This is a genomic window from Clostridium algoriphilum, from assembly GCF_020443705.1.
Classification (GTDB): Bacteria; Bacillota; Clostridia; order Clostridiales; family Clostridiaceae; genus Clostridium_AD; species Clostridium_AD algoriphilum.
This window is the reverse complement of the sequence record NZ_JAIZZK010000001.1, coordinates 389,439-412,535: the sequence shown is the minus strand read 5'-3', so window position 1 is coordinate 412,535 and position 23,097 is coordinate 389,439. Positions and strand designations below refer to the sequence as shown.

General features: G+C 31.5%; 23 protein-coding genes and 1 pseudogene. 21 read left to right on the top strand and 3 right to left on the bottom strand.

Annotation, left to right across the window (positions count from 1 at the left end; translation table 11 throughout):
• The first annotated feature begins 75 nt into the window (after positions 1-75).
• The 19 genes from LGK95_RS02055 to LGK95_RS01965 all read left to right on the top strand — a co-directional run bounded on the left by LGK95_RS02055 (position 76) and on the right by LGK95_RS01965 (position 18,626).
• Complete coding sequence (locus LGK95_RS02055; protein WP_226121637.1) at positions 76-840, top strand: hypothetical protein; 765 nt, start codon at positions 76-78, stop codon at positions 838-840.
• A 251-nt stretch (positions 841-1,091) separates the two neighbouring features.
• Positions 1,092-1,691 carry a Holliday junction branch migration protein RuvA gene (gene ruvA / locus LGK95_RS02050; protein ID WP_226121635.1) on the top strand — a complete coding sequence of 200 codons (600 nt, stop codon included), beginning with the start codon at positions 1,092-1,094 and terminating at the stop codon, positions 1,689-1,691.
• 23 nt (positions 1,692-1,714) lie between these two features.
• Positions 1,715-2,713, top strand: a complete 999-nt coding sequence (gene ruvB / locus LGK95_RS02045; RefSeq protein WP_226121774.1) for a Holliday junction branch migration DNA helicase RuvB — start codon at positions 1,715-1,717, stop codon at positions 2,711-2,713.
• Between the two features lie 88 nt (positions 2,714-2,801).
• The gene (gene queA, locus LGK95_RS02040) at positions 2,802-3,827 is read left to right on the top strand and encodes a tRNA preQ1(34) S-adenosylmethionine ribosyltransferase-isomerase QueA (RefSeq protein ID WP_226121633.1); all 1,026 of its coding nucleotides are present in this window, start codon (positions 2,802-2,804) and stop codon (positions 3,825-3,827) included.
• A gap of 142 nt (positions 3,828-3,969) precedes the next feature.
• Positions 3,970-5,094 carry a tRNA guanosine(34) transglycosylase Tgt gene (tgt, locus tag LGK95_RS02035; RefSeq protein WP_226121631.1) on the top strand — a complete coding sequence of 375 codons (1,125 nt, stop codon included), beginning with the start codon at positions 3,970-3,972 and terminating at the stop codon, positions 5,092-5,094.
• Positions 5,095-5,227: 133 nt separating this feature from the next.
• Positions 5,228-5,518 (top strand): preprotein translocase subunit YajC, encoded by a 291-nt coding sequence (gene yajC, locus LGK95_RS02030; protein WP_226121629.1) that lies wholly within the window; start codon positions 5,228-5,230, stop codon positions 5,516-5,518.
• A gap of 104 nt (positions 5,519-5,622) precedes the next feature.
• Positions 5,623-5,991 carry a TIGR04086 family membrane protein gene (locus tag LGK95_RS02025; RefSeq protein ID WP_226121627.1) on the top strand — a complete coding sequence of 123 codons (369 nt, stop codon included), beginning with the start codon at positions 5,623-5,625 and terminating at the stop codon, positions 5,989-5,991.
• 70 nt (positions 5,992-6,061) lie between these two features.
• The gene (gene scfA / locus LGK95_RS02020; RefSeq protein WP_226121625.1) at positions 6,062-6,199 is read left to right on the top strand and encodes a six-cysteine ranthipeptide SCIFF; all 138 of its coding nucleotides are present in this window, start codon (positions 6,062-6,064) and stop codon (positions 6,197-6,199) included.
• 59 nt (positions 6,200-6,258) lie between these two features.
• The gene (scfB, locus tag LGK95_RS02015; protein WP_226121623.1) at positions 6,259-7,623 is read left to right on the top strand and encodes a thioether cross-link-forming SCIFF peptide maturase; all 1,365 of its coding nucleotides are present in this window, start codon (positions 6,259-6,261) and stop codon (positions 7,621-7,623) included.
• A gap of 79 nt (positions 7,624-7,702) precedes the next feature.
• On the top strand, positions 7,703-8,941 hold the full coding sequence (gene secD, locus LGK95_RS02010; RefSeq protein ID WP_226121621.1) for a protein translocase subunit SecD: 1,239 nt from the start codon (positions 7,703-7,705) through the stop codon (positions 8,939-8,941).
• Positions 8,942-8,945: 4 nt separating this feature from the next.
• On the top strand, positions 8,946-9,812 hold the full coding sequence (gene secF, locus LGK95_RS02005) for a protein translocase subunit SecF (RefSeq protein ID WP_226121619.1): 867 nt from the start codon (positions 8,946-8,948) through the stop codon (positions 9,810-9,812).
• Positions 9,813-9,985: 173 nt separating this feature from the next.
• The gene (locus tag LGK95_RS02000; protein ID WP_226121617.1) at positions 9,986-10,861 is read left to right on the top strand and encodes a DHH family phosphoesterase; all 876 of its coding nucleotides are present in this window, start codon (positions 9,986-9,988) and stop codon (positions 10,859-10,861) included.
• A 131-nt stretch (positions 10,862-10,992) separates the two neighbouring features.
• Positions 10,993-11,511: an adenine phosphoribosyltransferase gene (locus LGK95_RS01995; protein WP_226121615.1), complete on the top strand. Its 519-nt coding sequence runs from the start codon at positions 10,993-10,995 to the stop codon at positions 11,509-11,511.
• Positions 11,512-11,640: 129 nt separating this feature from the next.
• Positions 11,641-13,821 (top strand): RelA/SpoT family protein, encoded by a 2,181-nt coding sequence (locus LGK95_RS01990; protein WP_226121613.1) that lies wholly within the window; start codon positions 11,641-11,643, stop codon positions 13,819-13,821.
• A gap of 35 nt (positions 13,822-13,856) precedes the next feature.
• Complete coding sequence (dtd, locus tag LGK95_RS01985; RefSeq protein ID WP_226121611.1) at positions 13,857-14,294, top strand: D-aminoacyl-tRNA deacylase; 438 nt, start codon at positions 13,857-13,859, stop codon at positions 14,292-14,294.
• 19 nt (positions 14,295-14,313) lie between these two features.
• Entirely contained in the window at positions 14,314-14,928 is a 615-nt protein-coding gene (locus LGK95_RS01980) for an MBL fold metallo-hydrolase (protein ID WP_226121609.1), read from the top strand.
• Between the two features lie 50 nt (positions 14,929-14,978).
• The gene (locus LGK95_RS01975) at positions 14,979-16,406 is read left to right on the top strand and encodes a coproporphyrinogen III oxidase (protein WP_226121607.1); all 1,428 of its coding nucleotides are present in this window, start codon (positions 14,979-14,981) and stop codon (positions 16,404-16,406) included.
• Between the two features lie 95 nt (positions 16,407-16,501).
• On the top strand, positions 16,502-18,283 hold the full coding sequence (gene aspS, locus LGK95_RS01970; RefSeq protein ID WP_226121605.1) for an aspartate--tRNA ligase: 1,782 nt from the start codon (positions 16,502-16,504) through the stop codon (positions 18,281-18,283).
• A 55-nt stretch (positions 18,284-18,338) separates the two neighbouring features.
• On the top strand, positions 18,339-18,626 hold the full coding sequence (locus LGK95_RS01965; RefSeq protein ID WP_226121603.1) for a metal-sensitive transcriptional regulator: 288 nt from the start codon (positions 18,339-18,341) through the stop codon (positions 18,624-18,626).
• 42 nt (positions 18,627-18,668) lie between these two features.
• Here the strand turns inward: LGK95_RS01965 and LGK95_RS01960 are convergent, their stop codons facing one another.
• Together LGK95_RS01960 and LGK95_RS01955 are read right to left on the bottom strand one after the other, a co-directional pair.
• On the bottom strand, positions 18,669-19,094 hold the full coding sequence (locus LGK95_RS01960) for a threonine/serine exporter family protein (RefSeq protein WP_226121601.1): 426 nt from the start codon (positions 19,092-19,094) through the stop codon (positions 18,669-18,671).
• The gene (locus tag LGK95_RS01955) at positions 19,091-19,864 is read right to left on the bottom strand and encodes a threonine/serine exporter family protein (protein ID WP_226121599.1); all 774 of its coding nucleotides are present in this window, start codon (positions 19,862-19,864) and stop codon (positions 19,091-19,093) included. The genes LGK95_RS01960 and LGK95_RS01955 overlap by 4 nt, the downstream gene beginning before the upstream one ends.
• Before the next feature lie 446 nt (positions 19,865-20,310).
• Here LGK95_RS01955 and LGK95_RS01950 point away from each other — a divergent pair, with 446 nt between their 5' ends.
• A complete protein-coding gene (locus LGK95_RS01950; RefSeq protein WP_226121597.1) occupies positions 20,311-21,552 on the top strand; it encodes a serine hydroxymethyltransferase in 1,242 nt (413 codons plus the stop codon).
• Between the two features lie 99 nt (positions 21,553-21,651).
• Here LGK95_RS01950 and LGK95_RS01945 read toward each other — a convergent pair whose 3' ends face one another.
• Positions 21,652-22,728 (bottom strand): PTS transporter subunit IIC, encoded by a 1,077-nt coding sequence (locus LGK95_RS01945; RefSeq protein ID WP_226121595.1) that lies wholly within the window; start codon positions 22,726-22,728, stop codon positions 21,652-21,654.
• 224 nt (positions 22,729-22,952) lie between these two features.
• Here LGK95_RS01945 and LGK95_RS22635 point away from each other — a divergent pair.
• Positions 22,953-23,063 (top strand): annotated as a pseudogene (locus LGK95_RS22635) (hypothetical protein); the annotation flags it as partial.
• Positions 23,064-23,097: the final 34 nt, after the last annotated feature.

Sequence of the window (23,097 nt, the reverse complement as noted above, 5' to 3'; positions counted from 1 at the left end):
TTATATTCTAATATTTATTCAATAGTTGAATTAATTAACCTTATTTGGACATAATTCCAAATAAGGAGGGGTAATATGAAAAAAAGAAAATTTTTATTTTCAATGTTAACAATAATATTAATTGCTTTTATTGGTGCAAACTATTCTCTTGCACGCTATATGAATAAGAATAATTTAAAGCTTGAAGCCTGTGGTACATTACCATATATGAAATTTACTGCGAAAACTATTGATAGTAACTTAATACAAACTTCGGTGACTACTAATTTAACTAGGGTAGCTCAGGAAACTAAATTTATTTTTAAAATTAATTACAAAGATAATGTAGTAAGAAATATGGTGCTTGAAAAATATTTTAATGATTCTAAAATATTAAATAGGAAAACACAATCAGAACTTAATGAATTTTTTAAAAACCAGGGGTACACTGTTCTTAATATGAGCACTAATGAAGTAGTTTTTGTTAATAATAGTGACAGGTACAGTTATAAAGCTAATAGATACTTTTTAGGCGTATATGAAAATTTAGTAACAATTTATAAAACAGATAAAAATGGTAATATAGAAGCTCAAAAAATATTTAACTCTAATGTATATGCTACGGATGGAAAACAGCAAAAATATGATTTTGAGTCAAAAGATAAAGGCGAATTACAGTATATTAAGATAGGTGACTTAAAAGAAAAAGATGGATTGGTTGAAGACCTAATTAGAGGTAGAAAATATAGTAAAGACGATAATACTAGCAAGAATATTGAAGAAAATGACGAATATGACAAAGGTGAATTTAAAACCCCGGAAAAAGCTTTTGACTATGCTAGGGGTTTATTAAAGTCTTAATATATTCATGTCTAATAAATAAATATGTGCTATAACCTTAAGAAATATATGTTTCTTAAGATCAAAAATCCTTAAGAATTAGATTTCTTAAGGATTTTTGATTTATTTTTTATTTTCATGTGCCTTAATTATTGAATTAATACCAGTTAGGTGGTAAAGTAATATATAGTCGCTATAAAAATTAGCGGATTGAAATTAGTCCCAATAATTAATTATTGACATTCACAAAAGAGCAGCTAGGAGGAAATATTATGTACGAATATATAAAAGGAATTTTTGTAGGTATTAATAAAGACTATGTTGTAGTGGATAATAATGGTATGGGTTATAAAATATATACCTCCGGAAGTACTATGGCAAAGATGCCTAAAACAAACGAAACTGTATTATTATACATAAAACAAATTGTTAGAGAAGATTTTATTGGACTGTACGGGTTTCTAACAAAAGATGAGATAGAGATGTTTAGTCTTGTAATTGGTATAAATGGAGTTGGTTCAAAAGCTGGTTTATCATTACTTTCAATTTGTAGTGTTTCAAACCTAAAGTATGCTATTGTATCAGGAGATGAAAAAACATTAACGCGGGCTCCAGGCATAGGCAAGAAAATTGCTCAAAGAATAATTTTAGAGCTCAGAGAAAAAATACATATTCAGCAGTCTGATGCTAAAGAGTTATCACAAAACTCAGGAATTAATTTAGTAGAGGATAAAAAACTTATGGAAGTTTTAGGTGCTCTTATTTCATTAGGATATTCTGAGAAGGAAGGGTCAAATGCATTAAATGCTGTAAGCAATGAACAATCACTTGAAAATATAATTAAAGATTGTTTGAAATATTTAATGAACTAAGGTGGGAATATACTATGGATGATATTGAGGAAAGAATTATTACTTCTTCCATCATAGAAGAAGATATGGATGCTGAATATTCACTAAGACCCCAAAAACTTAGTGAATATATTGGTCAATCCAAGATAAAAGAAAAATTAAGCATATTTATTAAAGCAGCTCAAAATAGAGATGAAGCTCTTGATCATGTGCTTTTGTATGGACCACCCGGACTTGGTAAGACAACACTCGCGAATATTATTGCGAGAGAAATGAAAGGCAACTTAAAAGTAACTTCTGGTCCAGCTATTGAAAGAGCGGGGGATTTAGCAGCTATTTTAACAAGTTTGAGTGATTACGATGTTCTTTTTATTGATGAAATACATAGGCTTAACAGGTCAGTAGAAGAAATATTATATCCGGCTATGGAGGACTATGCACTAGATATTGTAATTGGAAAAGGCGCTTCCGCAAAATCTATAAGACTCGATTTACCTAAGTTTACACTTATTGGTGCAACCACTAGGATCGGATTATTAACAGCCCCGCTTCGTGATAGATTTGGTGTGCTAAGTTCCATGGAATATTATACTCAAGGTGAGTTAAAAGAAATAGTAATTCGTTCTGCGTCTATTTTAAAGGTAGATATTACAAAAGATGCTGCAGTAGAAATTGCAAGACGTTCAAGGGGTACTCCGAGAATTGCAAATCGATTGCTAAAGAGGGTAAGGGATTATTGTGATGTAAAGGGAAATGGAATTATTGATTTGAATATAGCAAAGTCTGCGTCAGAACTTCTCGAAATAGATGATGAAGGCTTTGATAGAATAGATAATAAAATGCTTGAAGCTATTATAGATAACTTTAACGGCGGACCAGTAGGAATAGAAACTTTATCTTATTTTGTAGGAGAAGAGATAGGTACGCTTGAAGATGTTTACGAACCATATCTAATTCAAAAAGGATTTATAATTAGAACACCAAGAGGAAGAATGGCCTCTAAAAAAGCATATCAACATTTAAATAGACCAATTAAGAATTAAGTACCAAAACAACTTAAATAATTCATCATATTTAAGGATTACATAAATAAAATTAAAAAATTTTGACATAAAGAAAGGGTGTAATTTTTTGAAAGTAAAGGATTTTTATTTTGACTTACCAAAGGAGCTTATTGCACAACATCCCATGGAAAAAAGGGATGAGTCAAGGCTTATGGTAGTTAATAAAACTAATAAAGAAATAGAGCACAAGCATTTTAAAAATATAATAGAATATCTAAATCCCGGTGATTGCTTAGTGTTAAATGATACTAGAGTGTTGCCTGCAAGGCTTTTAGGAGTAAAAGAAGGAACGGGTGGTAAAATGGAATTCCTTCTCCTAAAGAGAATAGATATTAACCATTGGGAAACCTTAGTAAAACCTGGAAAAAAAGCAAAGATTGGAACTACGTTTATATTTGGTAATGGTGAGCTAAAAGCAGATGTTATAAGTGTTTCTGAAGGCGGAAGTAGAATAGTGAAATTTGATTTTGATGGTATATTTGAAGAAATTTTAGATAAGCTTGGAGAGATGCCACTACCACCATATATAACTGAAAAATTACAAGATAAAGAGAGATACCAAACTGTATTTTCAAGAGAGGTAGGCTCTGCAGCAGCGCCTACTGCTGGACTTCATTTTACTGAGGACCTGCTTGAGCAAATTAAAGATAAAGGTGTTAAAATTGCCTTCGTAACTCTACATGTAGGGCTAGGAACTTTCAGACCTGTAAAAGCTGAAATAGTGGAAGAACATGAAATGCATTCAGAACACTATATGTTGAATAAGGAAACAGCACGGGTAATAAATGAAGCTAAACTGAATGGTGGAAGAATAATTGCGGTGGGCACAACTTCTAACAGAACACTTGAAAGTATTGCAGATGAGGATGGAAAAGTTTGCGAGAAATCTGGTTGGACAGATATTTTTATTTATCCAGGATATAAGTTTAAAATTGTTGATGCGTTAATAACTAATTTTCATTTGCCAGAATCTACACTAATAATGTTAGTTAGTGCTTTTGCGGACAGAAATTTAGTTATGAGTGCATATGAGACAGCTGTAAAAGAAAAATATAGATTTTTCAGTTTTGGAGATGCAATGTTCTTATATTAGGAATTTGACTTAAATAGACCAGGCTAGAATAGACTAGGCTAGAATAGACTAATATACTGACTGGTTATTTTTGGAATATTATTCTCGAATAAATAGGAATAAGGAACTAATTTTTAATTATCGTATAGAAAGAAGGGTAAGTATGTATAAATTACTTAAGAAAAGTGGTAAAGTAAGACGTGGCGAGTTTACAACACCTCACGGCACAATTCAAACACCTGTTTTTATGAATGTAGGGACTTTAGCAGTTATTAAAGGCGCCGTTTCTACTATGGATTTAAAAGAAATTAATTGCCAAGTGGAATTATCAAATACTTACCATTTGCACTTAAGGCCAACTGACAAGGTAATAAGACAATTAGGTGGGTTACATAAATTTATGAATTGGGATAGACCTATTCTTACAGATTCAGGTGGATATCAAGTTTTTTCACTATCAAAAATGAGAAAAATTAAAGAAGAAGGTGTTTACTTTAATTCACATATTGATGGTAAGAAGATATTCATGGGTCCAGAAGAAAGTATGCAGATACAAAGTAATCTAGGATCTACCATTGCTATGGCCTTTGACGAATGTATACCCAATCCATCTACTAGAGAATATGTTGTAGATTCAGTAGCAAGAACTACAAGGTGGCTAGAGCGTTGTAAGATTGAGATGGATAAATTAAATCTTCAATCAGACACTATAAATAACAAACAGATGTTATTTGGTATAAATCAAGGTGGAACATACTCAGATATAAGAATAGAGCATGCTAAAACGATTAGTAAAATGGATCTCGATGGCTATGCTATAGGTGGCCTGGCAGTTGGAGAGAGCCATGAAGATATGTATAAAATCCTTGATGCAGTTGTTCCATATTTGCCTGAGGATAAACCTATATATCTTATGGGAGTGGGTTATCCAAGCAACATATTAGAAGCTGTATCGAGAGGTGTAGACTTTTTTGACTGTGTATTACCGGCAAGAAATGGAAGACATGGAAATGTGTTTACGAGTGATGGCAGAATAAATATTATGAATGCTAAATTTGAATTAGACGCAACACCAATAGATGAAGGATGTCAGTGTCCTACTTGTAAAAATTACACAAGAGCCTATATTAGGCACTTATTCAAGGCAAAAGAAATGCTTGCCATGAGGCTTTGTGTACTTCATAATTTATATTTTTATAATAAACTTATGGAAGACATTAGAGATGCCATTGATAATGATTGTTTTGAAGAATTTAAGGCAGAGAAGCTTGCTTTGTGGAATGAGTAATATTAATTTACTATAATATAATTAACTTATAAGATTAATAATAAGGGAAGTATTTAGTTTTTTAGAAATTAGTTTTGTAGGAAAATTATTTATTATAAGTTTGAGAAGTATTATAGAAAGGAGGGGAACATAAATGCAATCAATAGGAACTTTATTACCTTTAATTTTAATGCTTGCAGTATTTTATCTAGTAATATTTATACCAGAAAACAAGAGAAAGAAAAAATATGCTGCACTTTTAAATAATTTAAAAGTAAATGATGAAGTAATGACTAAAGGCGGTATGATGGGCAAAATAATCAACATTCAAGATGAGTACATTATATTAGAAAGTGGCCCAGACAGAACTAGAATTAAATTAGCAAAAAGTGGAATAGGCACAGTTATTAATGTAAGTAATGCTGAAGTAGTAGAGAAAAAGTAGAAAAATAAGTAATAAACCCCCTTTTTAAATCATATTTAATACTATAGATTTCCAATAAAAAATACTCTTTTTTATTGGAAATCTATAGAAAAGGGGGAATTTATATGGAAAATAAATTAAAGTATTCTTGTGCTGGTGAAGGCGTATTTAGGGCTGCAATTTTAACCTTAATTATATTAGTGATTTATTCTATAATAACAACTTATTTACCAGCTAGCATGAAGGTAACATCTGTTTTTTACATTGTAATAACATTAGTTAGTGTATTATATGGGTCAGTGTTTGCTGCAAAGAAAGCAGGAGAAAAAGGTTGGCTAATGGGTATTATGGTGGCAGTTACTTACATGTTAGTTTTATATCTAGTTAAAGTTTTTGGTGGCGGAAGTGCTGTTATTGGAACACGTGAAGTTATTAGAATGGCTTTAGCTCTAGGCATAGGTGGTTTGTCTGGAATGCTTGGAATAAATCTATAGAAATACTTTATTTAAAATCAATATTATGGTATAATATATAGGTTAACTTTATGATATGGAGGAATGAAAAATGAAACATATAAAAACTATAAACGAAGCAACAATTAAAGAAAGTCTTAAAAAACCTGGATGCAAGGAATGTGCTAATTCATGTCAATCAGCATGTAAAACTTCTTGTACAGTAGCTAACTTAGCTTGTGAAAATTAATATAATAAACGAGGCAGTAACTAGGGTTACTGCTTTAAATTTAGTTAGGAGGTAATAAATTGTCACTAATTCATAAATTCATTCAAGATGGCGAATATTATGTAATTGATGTAAACTCTGGAGCGGTACATGTAGTTGATGAAATAGTTTATGATCTTTTGGATAATAGTTCTCTTAAAAATAAAGAGGATTTAATAGAAACTTTTAAAGAAAAATATAGCAGAGAAGACATTGAGGAAGTATATAACGAAATTCAGAGCTTAATTCAGGGAGGCACGTTATATACAGATGATTTATACGAAGAGATTGCAATGAATGGTGGACAATCGGAACCTTACATAAAGGCATTGTGCCTAAATATAATACATGATTGTAATTTAAGATGTAAATACTGCTTTGCTGATGAGGGTGAGTATCATGGTGCTAGGAAACCAATGCCCGTAGAAGTCGGCAAGAAAGCAATTGATTTTGTTATAAAAAATTCTGGACCAAGAAAAAACATTGAGGTAGATTTATTTGGTGGAGAACCACTTATGGCTTTTGATATGATAAAAGAAATAGTAGCGTATGCAAAGATTCAAGAAAAAATTTATAATAAAGCTATAAGATTTACGATGACAACTAATGCTACGTTACTTAATGATGAAGTTATGCAATATTTAGATGAAAATATGGGTAATATAGTCCTTAGCATAGATGGTAGAAAATCTGTAAATGATAAGGTTAGAGTAAAGGTAGATGGAAGTGGTTCATATGATAGGATACTTCCAAAAATTAAAGAGATGGTAGACAGGAGAGATAAGTCTAAACAATACTATGTAAGGGGAACATTCACAAGAGAAAATACTGATTTCTTTGAAGATATAAAACATATGGCAGACTTAGGGTTTAAAGAAATCTCTATAGAACCAGTAGTGTTACCAGATAATCATGAACTTTCACTTAGAGAGGAAGATCTACTAGTTATTTTTGAGCAATATGATAAATTATATACTGATATGATTCAGAGACATAAGGATGGCAATGAATTTAAATTTTATCACTTTAATATAGATTTGCAAGGTGGACCTTGTGTTTATAAAAGAATAGCTGGATGTGGAGCAGGCCATGAATATATAGCGGTTACTCCTGATGGCGATATATATCCATGTCATCAATTTGTTGGTAACACAGATTTTCTTATGGGTGATATATATAATGGAATTACTAATACAAAAATGGTACAAGAGTTTAAGGAAGCACACATTTATAATAAGCCTACATGTACGCAGTGTTGGGCTAAATTTTATTGTAGTGGGGGATGTCAAGCAAATAACTTTAACTTTAATGGAGATATGCATATTCCCTATGAAATTGGATGTAAGATGCAAAAGAAAAGGATAGAATGTGCTATCGCTTTAAAAGCAAAAACAATGAATAAGTAGATTACATAACCTGATATTGACTATAATTGTAACAAATTGTATAATTGTACTTATTAACAAGCCGCAAAGGGGGATAAAGATGAAGAAGAAAAAAAGCGTGATACTTTTTTTAATCAGTGTTTTATTTATTGGAATATTTGCATTTACAGGCTTCCATGGACTTACAATAGGAGACTATAGGTTAAAGCCATTTACTGAAACAATAAATAAAGGGCTTGATTTGCAGGGTGGAATTTCTATTTTAGAAGAAGTTCAAGGCGGAGCTGTTGATTCAAAAACTTTAGATAGAACTATTGAACTTATTTCGATGAGAGTCAACAAAATGGGCGTTAGTGAGACAATGGTTGCTAAAGAAGGCAATAAAAGAATTAGAATCGAGATACCAGGTAAGTTCGATTCGAAAGTGATTCTTGATACAGTTGCAAAGTCGGGAGAGCTTAAATTTGTTGGTCCTGATAAAGTAACAATTCTTACTGGTAAAGATGTAAAAAATGCTACGGCATATACAAACGATGACAATCAACCTGCTATAAGTCTTGAGTTTAATGAAACAGGTAAAAAAAAGTTTGCAATAGCAACTCAGAAGTTCATTGGTCAACCAATTGCTATTTATATGGATGCTGATCAGTTAACTAATCCTACAGTACAAGCAGTTATATCTGATGGAAAAGCTGTTATAACAGGAAGCAAAACATTAGAAGAAGCTTCAAAACAAGCTCAGATTATAAAATCAGGAGCATTGCCAGTAACTTTAAAAGCTGTTTCAGTTAAAACAGTTGGTGCTACTTTAGGCACAAATGCATTATCACAAAGCATGAAGGCTGGAGCTATAGGAACATTATTTATCTTGTTATTTATGCTTTTGTATTATAGAGTACCAGGAATAATTGCAGATATATCTTTAATATTATATGTAGTTTTGGTTCTTGGAGCATTTTCAGCTCTGAATGTAACTTTAACAGTTGCAGGTATAGCTGGATTCTTACTTACAATAGGAATGGCAGTAGATGCTAATGTGTTAATATTTGAAAGAACAAGAGAAGAACTTAAAACAGGAAAATCAATAAAAGCGTCTGTACATGCGGGATTTCATAGAGCATTGCCTTCAATACTAGATTCAAACATTACAACTATAATTTCTGGTGTAGTTCTTTACTCAATGGGAACAGGAGCGGTTAAAGGATTTGCACTTACATTGATAGTTGGTATAGTAATAAGTATATTTACAGCACTTACATGTACTAAGTTCTTATTAAAATTAGCGGTTGAAATGGGACTACTAAGTAAAATATCTCATTTTGGCGTGAAGAGGGGGTAAGCATATGCTAAAGATAGTTGAAAAAACAAAACTATGGTTTGCTATCTCTCTATTCATAATTGTGATAGGAATGGGGACTATGGCAGTGAAAGGACTAAACTTAGGAATAGATTTTAAGGGTGGTACTGCACTTACAATAGGTATGAATCAAAAATTTGATAAATCAGATGTAGATAAAATAGTAGACAAATACGCAAAAGGCGAATATCTATCTAAAACAGTTGATAATGGCAAAGATATAGAAATAATCGTAAAAAGTGATGCACTTTCTGCTGATGAAATTGCAACCATGGTGCAAGAAATTAAGACCCAATTTAAATCTAGCGATTTAGTTTCACAAGATACAACTGGAGCATCTGTTGGTAATGAATTAAAGTCAAAAGCAATAGTCGCTTTAATTTTTGCTACAATTTGTATGTTAGTGTATATTGGCATCAGATTTGAATTTAAATTTGGAATTGCAGCTATAATTGCATTGTTACACGATGTGCTAATTACTCTTGGAGTATATGCAGTATTCAGAATACCGGTAAATGCACCTTTTATTGCAGCTATTCTTACTATAATTGGTTATTCTATTAATGATACTATCGTTATATTTGATAGAATAAGGGAAAACCAAAGGATTATGAGAAAATCATCTATAGAAGAGATTGCTAATACGAGTATTACACAAACTTTAGCAAGATCAATTAATACAGTTCTTACAGTTCTAATTAGTATAATTGCAGTATATGCACTTGTACCATCTATAAGAGAGCTAAGTGAACCATTAATTATAGGTATAGCAGTTGGATGTTATTCTTCGATTTTTATAGCAAGTCCTGTTTGGGTTGTGCTTAAAAAAAGAAAAAAGAGAGTAACAGCTTAAGTATATTAAGAAACACAAAATTAAAGACAGAGAAGTATGATGTATTAGGTACTTCCTTGTCTTTTTTATATTGTATTATATGGGATTATAAAATTATTAGATTAATTATTGAGTAGAAAATCATGAGCCTAAATTATATTTAATATGTTTTCTATTAACTTTGAGGAGTTTTTATGGTGGATTGTCTTAAAAACATGCAAGAAAATAATAAATTTATAGATTATGATATGTACAATCCATTTTTATTAAAAGGGATGGAGAATGCATTATACAGAATTGTTAAATCTATAAATGAGAGAGAAAAAATTGTCCTTTATGGATTTTATGATGTTGATAGTATTACGGCGATTTCATTATTGATGTTAGTGCTTAACTTTCTAAATGCGGATGTTGAGTATTTTATACCAAGTGAATTAAGTGATAGTCGTGATTTACTTGAAAATGATATTACGAATCATATAAAATATTTGGGACCAGGACTTATAATAACCTTAGGCTGTGGGATTAATTCTTACAGTGAAGTTGAATTATGTAAATACATAGGAATTGATGTTATCATCACAGATTTTCACGAACCTATTAAACACACCCCTGATACTATTGTTGTTAATCCAAAGCAGAAAGGATGTAATTACCCTTTTAAAGGACTATGTACATCGGGAATTGCGTTTAAACTAGCTCAAGCAATTTCATCTTACTATAAAATGAAATCTGTAAATAAATATATGGATTTAGTAATGATAGGTACTATTTATAGCAAAATGAAAATTGAGAGTGAAAATAAAATAATTGCTGAAGAAGGTATAAAGCAATTAAATTGCACAAATAATTATGGAATTTGCGCATTGTTAAAAACTCACAATATTAAGATTATTAATGAAGACACAGTATCAAAGCTAGCATTAACAGTAATGCCTACAATTAATCCTGTTGGAAGAATGGATAATGCTAAAATAGTTGTTGAGTTGTTTATAACCTCAGATAAAAATAGAGCACTGCAGATATCAAAATACTTAGATAAAGAATTAAGAAACAGCCTCATAATTTAATAAATACTACATAATCTTTGCATTGCATATATAAGGCATTATATTATATAATGGTCAGTGCAAGTAAAAAATAAAATTGATTAAATGTTCTTGTGATTGTAAATTTTGCATTTATTTTAGGGGGAATAGCAGTGGATCTAAAAGATAGTATTAGAATAATAGAAAATTTTCCGAAAAATGGTATTAGTTTTAAAGACATAACTACGTTACTACAAGATGCAAGCGTACTTAAGTACACTATAGATGGTATGGTAGAATATTTAAAAGATAAACAAGTAGATGTTATAGTAGGACCAGAAGCAAGAGGATTTTTATTTGGTGTACCTGTGGCTTATGCTTTAGGAGCAGGTTTTGTACCAGTTAGAAAGCCGGGTAAGCTTCCCTCTGAAACTATACAAATTGAGTATCAACTTGAATATGGCAGCGATAAACTTGAAATTCATAAAGATGCAATAAAGCCTGGACAAAAGGTTGCAATAGTAGATGACTTACTTGCGACAGGTGGTACAGTTGCAGCAGTAACAAAACTTATAGAGCAAATGGGTGGCATAGTTGTTTCCTTAAATTTTGTAATTGAGTTAACAGAGCTTAATGGAAAAGGTAAGTTGCAGGATTATGACATAATGTCTCTTGTAAAATATGATATATAATGTCTATTTAAACTTAGTGTAGTGAGTTATTAAATTAAAATTGCATAAATCTACAAAATATTATATAATATTAGTAAAAAGTATTGGCTGGTTATTTAACCAGCCTTTGATTTTAGGAGTGTATAAGCAATGCTTAAAAAATTGTTACATAAAATTGAAAATAATTGTAATGCTGTAGACAAAGATCTCATTATAAAAGCTTATAATTTCTCGTATTCAGCGCATAAAGAGCAAAAGAGAGAATCAGGGGAACCGTATATTGTGCACCCATTAGAAGTAGCATGTATTTTAGCAGAGATGGGACTTGATACTAGCACAATTATTGCAGGCTTACTTCATGATGTAATTGAAGATACAGTATATACTTTTGAAGATATAAGCAAAGAATTTAATGTAGAGGTTGCAACTTTAGTGGAGGGCGTAACTAAACTTGGACTTATAAAATATAAGACTAAGGAAGAAGAACAAGCGGATAATGTTCGTAAAATGCTGCTCGCCATGGCAAAGGATATCAGAGTTATACTCATTAAACTCGCAGATAGACTTCATAATATGCGTACACTAAAATATATGCCAGTTGCAAAGCAAAAGCAAAAGGCAAAGGAAACTTTGGACATTTATGCACCACTCGCTCACAGACTTGGAATGTCTAAGATTAAATGGGAGCTAGAGGACTTATCTTTAAGGTATTTAAATCCAAATGAATATTATAATTTAGTTAGAAAAATTGCAGAAAAAAGAGTTGAGCGAGAAGAAAATATAAATAATATAATGCTTGAATTAAAGTATAACTTAAATATTGTTGGAATTGAAGCAGATATTGACGGTAGACCAAAACATTTTTATAGTATATATAGGAAAATGGTTACTAAAAATAAGACTATAGATCAAGTTTTTGATTTAACTGCGGTTAGAATACTAGTTAATGATATTGGAAATTGCTATGCAGCTCTTGGTATAGTTCATACAGTTTATAAACCAATTCCAGGGAGATTTAAAGATTATATTGCAATGCCAAAGCCAAATATGTATCAATCATTACATTCAACGGTAATAGGACCACACGGGAAACCCTTTGAGATTCAAATAAGAACTTATGAAATGCACAAAACTGCAGAGTATGGTATTGCTGCTCATTGGAAATATAAAGAAGGTGAAGAGAATAGTGAGGACGGGAATCTTGATTCTAAACTATCTTGGCTAAAAGATATTCTTGAATGGCAAGGAGAAACTTTTGATGCTGAAGAGTTTATGGAAGGCTTTAAGATTGATTTATTTTCAGATGAGGTTTTTGTATTCTCACCAAAGGGTGAGGTGATAAACTTGCCACTTGATGCTACACCAATTGATTTTGCATACAGAATCCATACGGATATAGGTCATAAGTGTATGGGTGCGAAAGTAAATGGACGCATGGTACCTTTAGAATATCATTTGAAAACCGGGGAAATAGTTGAAATCTTAACTTCACCCACTCCTAAAGGCCCAAATATTGATTGGCTTAATATTACTAAGAGTAATCAAGCTAAAAGCAAGATTAAATCTTGGTTTAAAAAAGCAAAAAGAGATGAGAGTATTGAAAAAGGTAAAGAACTATTAGAGCGAGAATCTAAAAGACAAGAATATAATTTTGGTGAGATTGCTAAGGGCGATGCGATAGAAAAAATATATAAAAAATATAATTTTAGAACTGTAGATGATTTGTTTGCTTATGTTGGAGTAGGAGATATCATGCCTTCAACTGTAGTTAATAGATTGAGAGAGGTTTTTGAAAATAAAAACAAAGAAAATATGACTGTTGAAGAAATTGAGCAAAAGTTAAACAAGAACGCTATAAAAGATGAAAAAAAGAAAATGGATTACCAAGGCCTTATTGTCAAGGGCGAGGGCAATGTTCTTGTAAGGTTTGCCAAGTGTTGTAATCCTGTTCCTGGCGACGAAATAATAGGCTATATAACTAAAGGACGTGGAGTTTCTGTTCATAGGAAGGATTGCAAAAATGTTGAAGCCTTAACAAAAAATGAAGTAAACAAGGTAGTTGAGGTGAACTGGGGAGCTTCTGAGGGAAAAGACTACATTACTGAAATTCAAATAAAAGCTGATGATAGATATGGTTTATTGTCTAACATAATGGAAGTAATAACAATTACAAAAACACAGTTATACTCAATAAACGCAAAAACCTTAAAAAACAACGTCGCTTTAATAAACATAAAGTTAAAGGTAGCTGGCATAGAGAATCTCAAAGAATTACAAAAGAAAATGAATAAATTGACTGGTGTAATAGAAGTCTACAGAATTAAAAACTAATTAGGAGCTCTATTTGATTTAGGAGATGAGTAATTATGAGAGCAGTGGTGCAAAGGGTTAAATCATCAAAGGTTGAGATAGATGGCAAATTAGTAAGTGAAATAGGCAGCGGATTAAATGTGTTACTCGGAATATGCGAGGGTGATACGCAGGATGATATAAAATATTTAAAAGACAAGATATTAAATCTTCGAATTTTTGATGAAGATGGGAAAATGAATTTATCCTTATTAGACGTCAAAGGTGAACTTCTTATAGTTTCTCAGTTTACATTATATGGGGATTGTAGGAAAGGTAGAAGGCCAAGTTTTATGAAAGCACTTGGTGGAGAAGAATCTGAAACATTATATATAGAGTTTGTAAAACAATGCAAAGAAATGCTAGGAGAAGTTAAAACTGGGAAATTTGGAGCAGATATGCAGGTATATATACAAAATGATGGACCAGTAACTTTAATTTTAGAGAGTAAGTAAGAATTTTAGGAGGACTAAAATGGAGATAAAAAAAGTTGTTACAGGAGTATATGAATCTAACTGTTATATTGTAATGGATAAAAACACCAGAGAAGCATTTGTTATAGATCCGGGTGGTAATGTGGATAATATTGTTAGCGTCATAGATAACTTAGGAGCAAAGGTAAAGTATATACTTTTGACACATGGACATTTAGATCATACAACAGGTGTTGCGGAGTTAAAAGCGGTTACAAAGGCAATAGTATGTATAAATAAAAAAGATGATGATCTTATAACTGCAGGTGTTCAATTATTTGGGCCTCTCATTCAAGGAGGTGCGGATAAACTACTAAAGGATGGAGATAAAATAACAATATCTAACTTAGAAATTACATGCATCGATACACCAGGACATACACCAGGGGGCATGAGTTTTTTAATTAATAACTGTGCGTTCACTGGAGATACACTTTTTGCAGGTTCTATAGGAAGAACAGATTTTGCAGGAGGAGATTTTGATACTATAATTAATAGCATAAAATCAAAGCTTTTATGCCTTGATAGGGATACTATGGTGTATCCAGGTCACGGACTATATAGCACAATAGGTAATGAAAAACTAAATAACCCGTTTCTCACAGGATTAATGTAGAGTTAAATAATACTAAAATATTATACACTATATTTTATTAAGGAGTTAAGATGATTAAGGTAAAATTAAATAATGCACAATTTAACTATGATGTATATCAAATGATAAATTTATTCTTTCTTTTTCCAGATATTAAATTCGTAGAAGAAAACTATGATTTTAATGTTAACGTTAAAGAAGAGGTAATAGAAATCCAAAAAGAGTCTAAAATTTTTAAATATAAAATCAATAAATCGTACAAACTTAAAGAAGAAGTTAAAAAGGCTGTTTTTTTATATTTTTCAAAGAATACAACTCAGGAGCTTCCTTGGGGTACTTTAATAGGAATAAGACCTTCTAAAAGAGCACTTGAGCTTTTACAAAAGGGATTTTCTGATGATGCTATAATAGCAGATTTTAAAGAAAAATATATCGCAAGAGAAGATAAGGCTAAGCTTTGTATTGATGTTGCAAAGTTTGAGAGGAATATTGTTAATAAAGATAAAGACAACATTAGTGTTTATATTGGTATGCCTTTTTGTCCTACCCGTTGCATATACTGTTCCTTTGCATCTAATCCAATTGCAAAATGCAAAAACATTGTAGAGCCTTATCTTGAAGCATTATCTCTCGAGATTAAAAGCATAAGTAGCTATATTAAGAAGAAAAAGCTAAATATAGAATGCGTTTATTTTGGAGGGGGAACACCAACTTCTGTAAATGATGAGCAATTTGAATTCATAATGAAGTGTATTTATGAAGCTTTTACTGAGAATAATAATGTGAAAGAATTTACTGTTGAATGTGGGAGACCAGATAGTATAACTTTAGTAAAGTTAAAGTCTATGAAAAAATATGGAGTAGATAGAATAAGCATTAATCCACAAACTATGAATGATGATACGCTCAAATTAATTGGGAGAAATCATTCAGTAAAAGATGTATTTGAGACATTTGATATGGCTAGAAAATTAGGGTTTGATAACATAAATATGGATTTAATAGTAGGACTGCCAGGGGAAAAAATTTCACATATGACAAAAACTTGTGATAAAATATTTGAAATAAAACCTGATAGTATTACAATTCATGGAATGTCTATAAAAAGGGCTTCTAGGCTGCATGAAAATATGCTTAACAATTATAAGTTCGAAATACCGGGTCAAGATGAATTAAATCAAATGTATGAGCTTACTGTTAATTTATCTAAAAAACTTAATATGGAACCCTATTATATGTATAGGCAGAAAAACATGGTGGGAAGTATGGAGAATGTTGGGTATACAAGACCAGGTAAAGAGGGAATATACAATATTCAAATGATTGAAGAAAGACAGACAGTTATTGCACTTGGTGCGGATGCAGTTTGTAAAGTTGTTTTTTTAGATGAAAATAGGCATGAAAGGTTTGCAAATATTAAAGATGTTCGCGAGTACATAAAAAGGGTTGATGAGATGATTGAAAAGAAAATTTCGTTGCTCGAAACTTTATATGGTTAATATAATAGTAATACTAAGGAAAAGGACTAGATTAAATTAGGTAACATAGAAGAAATCGTTAATATAGTTAAGGATTAAGGGAGGAAAAAGATAAAATGGCAGAAGCATTAGATGGTTTAAAAAGAACCAATATGTGTGGGGACCTTAGGGAATCACATATATCAAATATAGTAACAGTAATGGGATGGGTGCAAAGGAAAAGAAACCTAGGAGGACTTGTTTTTATTGATATAAGAGATAGAACAGGTTTATTGCAATTAGTATTTGGAGAAGAAATAAACAAAGAAGCTTTTCTAAAGGCGGATTTAGCGAAACCAGAGTATTGCATTGCGGTAACTGGTGAACTTGTTAAAAGACAATCTCCAAATGAAAATTTACCAACAGGGCTTGTAGAGCTTAAAGGTGAAAACATAAAGATATTATCAGAATCAGAAACACCACCTATATACATAAAGGAAGGTTTAGATGCGGCAGAAAATATACGTCTAAAATATAGATACCTTGATTTAAGAAGACCAGATATGCAAAAAATCTTTATGATACGCTCTAAAACAACTAAGGTTGTTCGCGACTTTCTAGATGAAAATGGATTCCTAGAAATAGAAACACCTATGCTTACAAAAAGTACCCCTGAGGGTGCTCGTGATTATTTAGTTCCAAGTAGAAATTATCCAGGTATGTTTTATGCACTTCCACAATCACCACAATTGTTTAAACAATTGTTAATGGTGTCTGGATATGATAAATACTTTCAATTAGCAAGATGTTTTAGAGATGAAGATTTAAGGGCGAATAGACAACCAGAGTTTACACAAATAGATATAGAAATGTCCTTTGTTGAAGAAGATGATGTTATAGCTGTAAATGAAGCTTTAATTAAAAAAGTATTTAAAGAAGTTGTAAATGAAGATGTTAGACTTCCTATAAGAAGGATGAAGTATAAAGAAGCTATGAGTAAATATGGTTCAGATAAGCCAGATATAAGATTTGGAATGGAAATTAACGATATTACAAATGAAGTAAAAGAGTGTGAATTTGTAGTATTTAAAAGTGCCATAGAAAATGGTGGTTCAGTAAGAGCTATAAAAGTTGATAATCATTCCGACATGGGAAGAAAGAAATTAGACAAATTAGGTGAGTTTGTTAAGACGTACAGAGCTAAAGGGCTTGCATGGATTGCGTGTAAAGAAGATGGAATTAAATCACCTATAGCTAAGTTCTTGAGTGATGAACAAATGCAAGATATATTAAATAAGGTAGATGCGAAAACTGGAGATCTAGTACTTATTGTTGCGGACAAGGATAGTGTAGCATTGCAAAGTTTAGGTGCACTAAGACTACAGGTGGCTAAAGAACTTGAAATTTTAAAAGATAATAAGGAATTTAACTTTGTATGGATTACAGAATTCCCTTTATTTGATTATAGCGAAGAGGAAAATAGATATATAGCAGCGCACCATCCTTTCACAATGCCAATGGATGAAGATCTACAATATTTAGAATCAGATCCAGGTAGAGTTCGCGCTAAAGCCTATGACATAGTCTTAAATGGAGAAGAATTAGGTGGAGGAAGTATAAGAATACATAGTTCTGATTTGCAAGAAACTATGTTTAAGGTTCTAGGATTTACGCGTGAAAAGGCATGGGAAAGATTTGGATTCTTATTAGAAGCATTTAAATATGGACCACCACCTCACGGCGGACTTGCTTTTGGGCTAGATAGAATGATAATGTTCTTAGCAGGAACAGAAAATATTAAAGATGTAATAGCATTCCCTAAGAATCAAAATGCTTATTGTCCAATGAGTGAAGCTCCAAATATGGTTGATGAGAAGCAGCTAAAAGAGCTTGGTATTACAAAAACAGAAGGAAAATAGAATACTGGTTGTTATTTTTTTTGAATGTGCCTATATTATGTATGGGAGTGGTAAAATGACAAAAGTCAAAGATAATTTAATTGATGATGAGCATGTGAAAGATATCCAAGTTAGGTTAAGAAAAATTGAAGGTCAGGTTAAAGGTATAGAAAAGATGGTTTCTAGTGAAGCTTGCTGCAAAAACATTTTAGTGCAAGTTGCTGCAGTAAGGGCTGCTATGAATAAAGTTGGTGGACTTGTACTAGAAAGATATACGAAAAACTGTCTTATTCATGAAGATAACGAAGTCGATAAACAAAAAATTGAAGAGTTAGTCTCAACTTTTATCATGTTTTTAAAATAAAAAATAAATAAAAAATAAAGAAGTAAAATTTGGAGTCAAATTTTACTTCTTTATTTTTTTGAAGATTGTACTTATTGATGCTACGAATACAATTCCAACTGCAATTGCACCTGCACTAAATAGGGTCTCAGCGCCTTTACTTAGTGCAACATTAAAGTTACCCTTTACTGCTTCAAGAGAAGCATAATACATGCCACCACCAGGCACAAGTGGTATAATTGCACAAATTATAAACATAGTTACAGGGTTTTTATATATTCTTGCCATTATTTCAGAGTAAATACTTCCCATCATTGCGGCAAGGAATAATGAAAAAACTATAGAGGGTTGTAGTCTTCCAGCAATTAGATAGGTAAGCCATGCAAGGCCCCCTCCAAGTGACGCAATAATTAAAAGTTTGCCTCGAATATTAAAAAGTATTCCGAAACCAAGAGAACTAAAAAAAGCATAAATAGAGTTAAGAATCATATTAAAGTACCTCCAAACAGCAAGAACCATATTTTAAAAATTATACTTGTCCCAGAAGATATTGCAACGGCTATGAATAAGGCCTCTATTGACCTAGATATACCAGAAACTAAATCGCCGGCAATAGTATCTCTTATTGCATTTGTAATGGCAATACCAGGCACTAGAAGCATAATAGATCCTATTATTATAGTATCCATGTTACCAACTAGGCCTAGAGAGGTAGCAACGAGGGCAAGGAACGCAGCCAAAGCACCAGCAAGCATATTTTTTAGAAAGCTATTTACTTCTAATTTATCAAGGCTTCCACTTAAACAATTAATAAGAGCTCCAATTATAAAGGCTATAAAAAAGTCTTTATAATTTCCACCAAAAAGCAAAGTGAAAAATCCTGAGCAGCAAGCAGAAAAAAAAGTAGTTGTCTTAAGAGAATAAGGTGATAAATTATTGATGTATTCAATTTTTTTTCTTATCTCTTCTATGGATAAAGGATTTAATACTAATTCTCTAGATAGATTATTGATCATAGAAACTTTACTAAGGTTAACTGTTCTTATATTTATCCTTCTAATTAGTGAAATTGTCTGATTATCAGCACTAGTTATAGAAATCATAATGCCAGTAGGAGTAACAAAGCTTTCTGTACGTGGTATGCCATATGATTTACATATCATAGTAATTGTTTGCTCAACTCTATAAGTCTCTCCACCATTTTCTAATATGATTTTACCAGCTTCAGCAGCTATATGAATAATATCATCGATATGCATAAATTCTCCTTTCAATATACAATTAATTTAAATTGATTAGACCAACATAAGGTTTAAGTATTAAATTTTGTATAGTATATAATAATATTAAAATTGCTCTATTAGTATATACCATAAATTCAATAAATCATTATTAGTTAGAAAATTAAGTTTAATTAATTACTATTATTTGTAGTTTACAGTGTAAAACGTATACATGCAAAAATAAAATATACAGTTATTTGCTAATTTAGACTCTATGCTTTTTAATAATCAAATTATATAAAAAATTCAGAAGATTTAGGGAAAACTTTCGGGTTTTAGTTGATAAATAACTTATTAAATTTTATAATATAAGTATAGTACATATTTTATAATTAAAACGTAATATTTATATTAACTTAAAATAATTAATCGAAGCACTTATTGCATTAGTTATTTTAATAGATGAGAGGAAGGTCATAAATATGCAAGAACATTTAAAAAAAAGTGATACAAAAATTTATGAAATTATTAAAGAGGAAAATACGAGGCAAGAGGATCATATAGAATTAATTGCTTCTGAAAATTTTGTTAGCAGAGCTGTACTCGATGCAAATGGTTCTATACTTACCAATAAATATGCAGAAGGTTATCCTGGTAAAAGATATTATGGAGGTTGTGAAGTAGTTGATAAAATAGAGAACCTAGCTCGTGATAGAATTAAGGAACTTTTTGGTGCAGATCATGCTAATGTTCAACCACATTCAGGGTCTCAAGCTAATATGGCTGTATACTTTTCTGTGCTTAAACCAGGAGATACAGTACTAGGCATGAATTTAAACCATGGTGGACATTTAACTCACGGAAGTCATGTAAATTTTTCGGGGATGTTATACAATTTCATTCCTTATGGCGTTGATTTAAAAACGGAGACAATAGACTATGAAAAGGTAAGAGCTTTAGCTAAGGAGCATAACCCTAAAATGATAGTTATTGGTGCTAGCGCTTATCCAAGAGCTATAAATTTTAAACTGTTCAAAGAAATTTGTGATGATGTTAATGCATATATGTTTGTGGATATGGCACATATAGCAGGCCTTGTTGCAACAGGAGCACATGAGTCCCCAGTTCCATATGCAGATTTTGTTACTACTACTACACATAAAACATTAAGAGGCCCTAGAGGTGGAGTTATTTTATGCAAAGAGAAATATGCAAAACAAATAGATAAATCTATTTTCCCAGGAATGCAGGGTGGACCATTAATGCATACTATAGCTGCTAAAGCCGTTTGTTTCGGAGAAGCGCTTAAGCCAGAATTTAAAGTTTACATTGAGCAAGTGGTTAAAAATGCAAAGGTACTTGGAGAAGAACTTCAAAAATATGGTTTTAAATTAGTATCAGGTGGTACGGATAATCATCTTTTACTAATAGAACTAACAAATAAAAATATAACTGGTAAGGATGCTGAAAAGCTATTAGATATTGTGGGTATTACTGTAAATAAAAACACAGTACCTAATGAAACATTAAGCCCTTTTGTAACAAGTGGTATAAGAATTGGTACACCAGCTGTAACTACAAGAGGATTTAAGGAAGAAGAAATGAAAAAAATAGCTATGCTTATAAATGAAACTATAGTTAATAAAGAAGAAAATTTAGGACCAATTAGAAAGAAAGTAGAAGAGTTATGTAGTAGATTCCCACTATATAAGGAAAGTATATAACTATAATAAAGTAGATAGATGAGCAGATTTAGTTTAACTTATTCTAAATAATAACAAAGAAATAGCAGCAACCTAGTTATAAAGGTTACTGCTATTTTTTTACTGTATTTTCATATGCATATCCCCAGGTTTTACATGTCCTGTTTTTTTCATTGCAAGATATATAGGAATTATTATAGCGGAAGGGAGAATTATTCCTGTAAAAAGATAAATTAAAATTCCTTTTAATCCTTTTGTTGCTAGAATGTTAAGCGGTGCAATTAATGAATTAAGTCCGAGACCTGCGAGTTCATAGGTTGAAGTGAATTTAAATAAAACTGTTGCTATAGGTGCACAAATAATTGATGCTATAAAGGGTGGTATCAATAGTCTGGGATTCTTAATTACATTTGGAAACTGTATTTTGGGTGTTACAAGTCCTTGAGCTATGTTTGCTCCTGCATCATTTTCCTTAAATGACATTATAGTAAAACCCACAAACTGAATGGTACAGCCTATTAGTGCTGCAGCACTTGATACTGGATCGAGTTTAAGTGCAATTGCAATGGCTACAGATGATGCAGGTGTCATTAGAAGGGTGCTCCAACTAAGGGATACTAAGGCGGATCCAATTAATGGTGAAATCTTTATTGAATAGGCAATTTGAGCGCTAAGCCAATTAAGTGCAGGTGTTACTACTGCCGCAAGACCAAGTCCTGCAATACCACCAACTACAACTGCGCAAAATGGTATGGCCATCATATCAAGCTTTGTTTTTCCAGCTACTTTTTTTCCTACATACACAGCTATAATTGCTGATATTACTGCACTGATAGGTTGTCCAGATACGAAAGTTAGTCCAAGAGGAGTAAAGTGAACAGCATTAGCTCCAACTGTTGCCGCAATCATTGCACTAAATATAACAAGCGTGTTTCCCTTAAGCTGATATGCAACCCCAGCACCAAGTGCAGGTGCAAGCATTGATTTGGCAATTGTTCCTATTCCTATAAAGGCTTGCCAATGTATAAACTTACCAATAGTTTCGCAAAGAAGGCCAATACCAAGCATCACAAGTACCGAATTCGCTATCCCTGCTGCTACTTTATTAGCCATTTCTCTTATTGATTCCTTATTTTCGTTTTCTGCGCAAAAATTACTACTTTCTACCTCCTTGGTAGAAGTATTTAAATTGTTCATTAATGTCATCTCCTTAAAATTTATGAAACAGATATAAAAACATTATAAAATCAATGATTTCGGTTACATTTAATTATAGAAATACACATACATACTATATTTAAACTAAAAAAGTAATTTATAGTATTAAAACTCATAATTAGGTAAACTAATGTTTGTGATTATGAATTATACACAAACTAATTTGTTTTGTAAAGTAATTTCATGAGTTAAGTTCATTTGGTATAGCTGGAGTAGGTGGAGGAGCGATATTTGCAACCTTAACTGTATTATCTGCTATTGGACTTTGTGGATGGCTTGAGGGTCTTCTAATAGCTATAAAACAACTTATAGACATGGCTAGAATAGCTCTTAATGTTAGTGACTCAA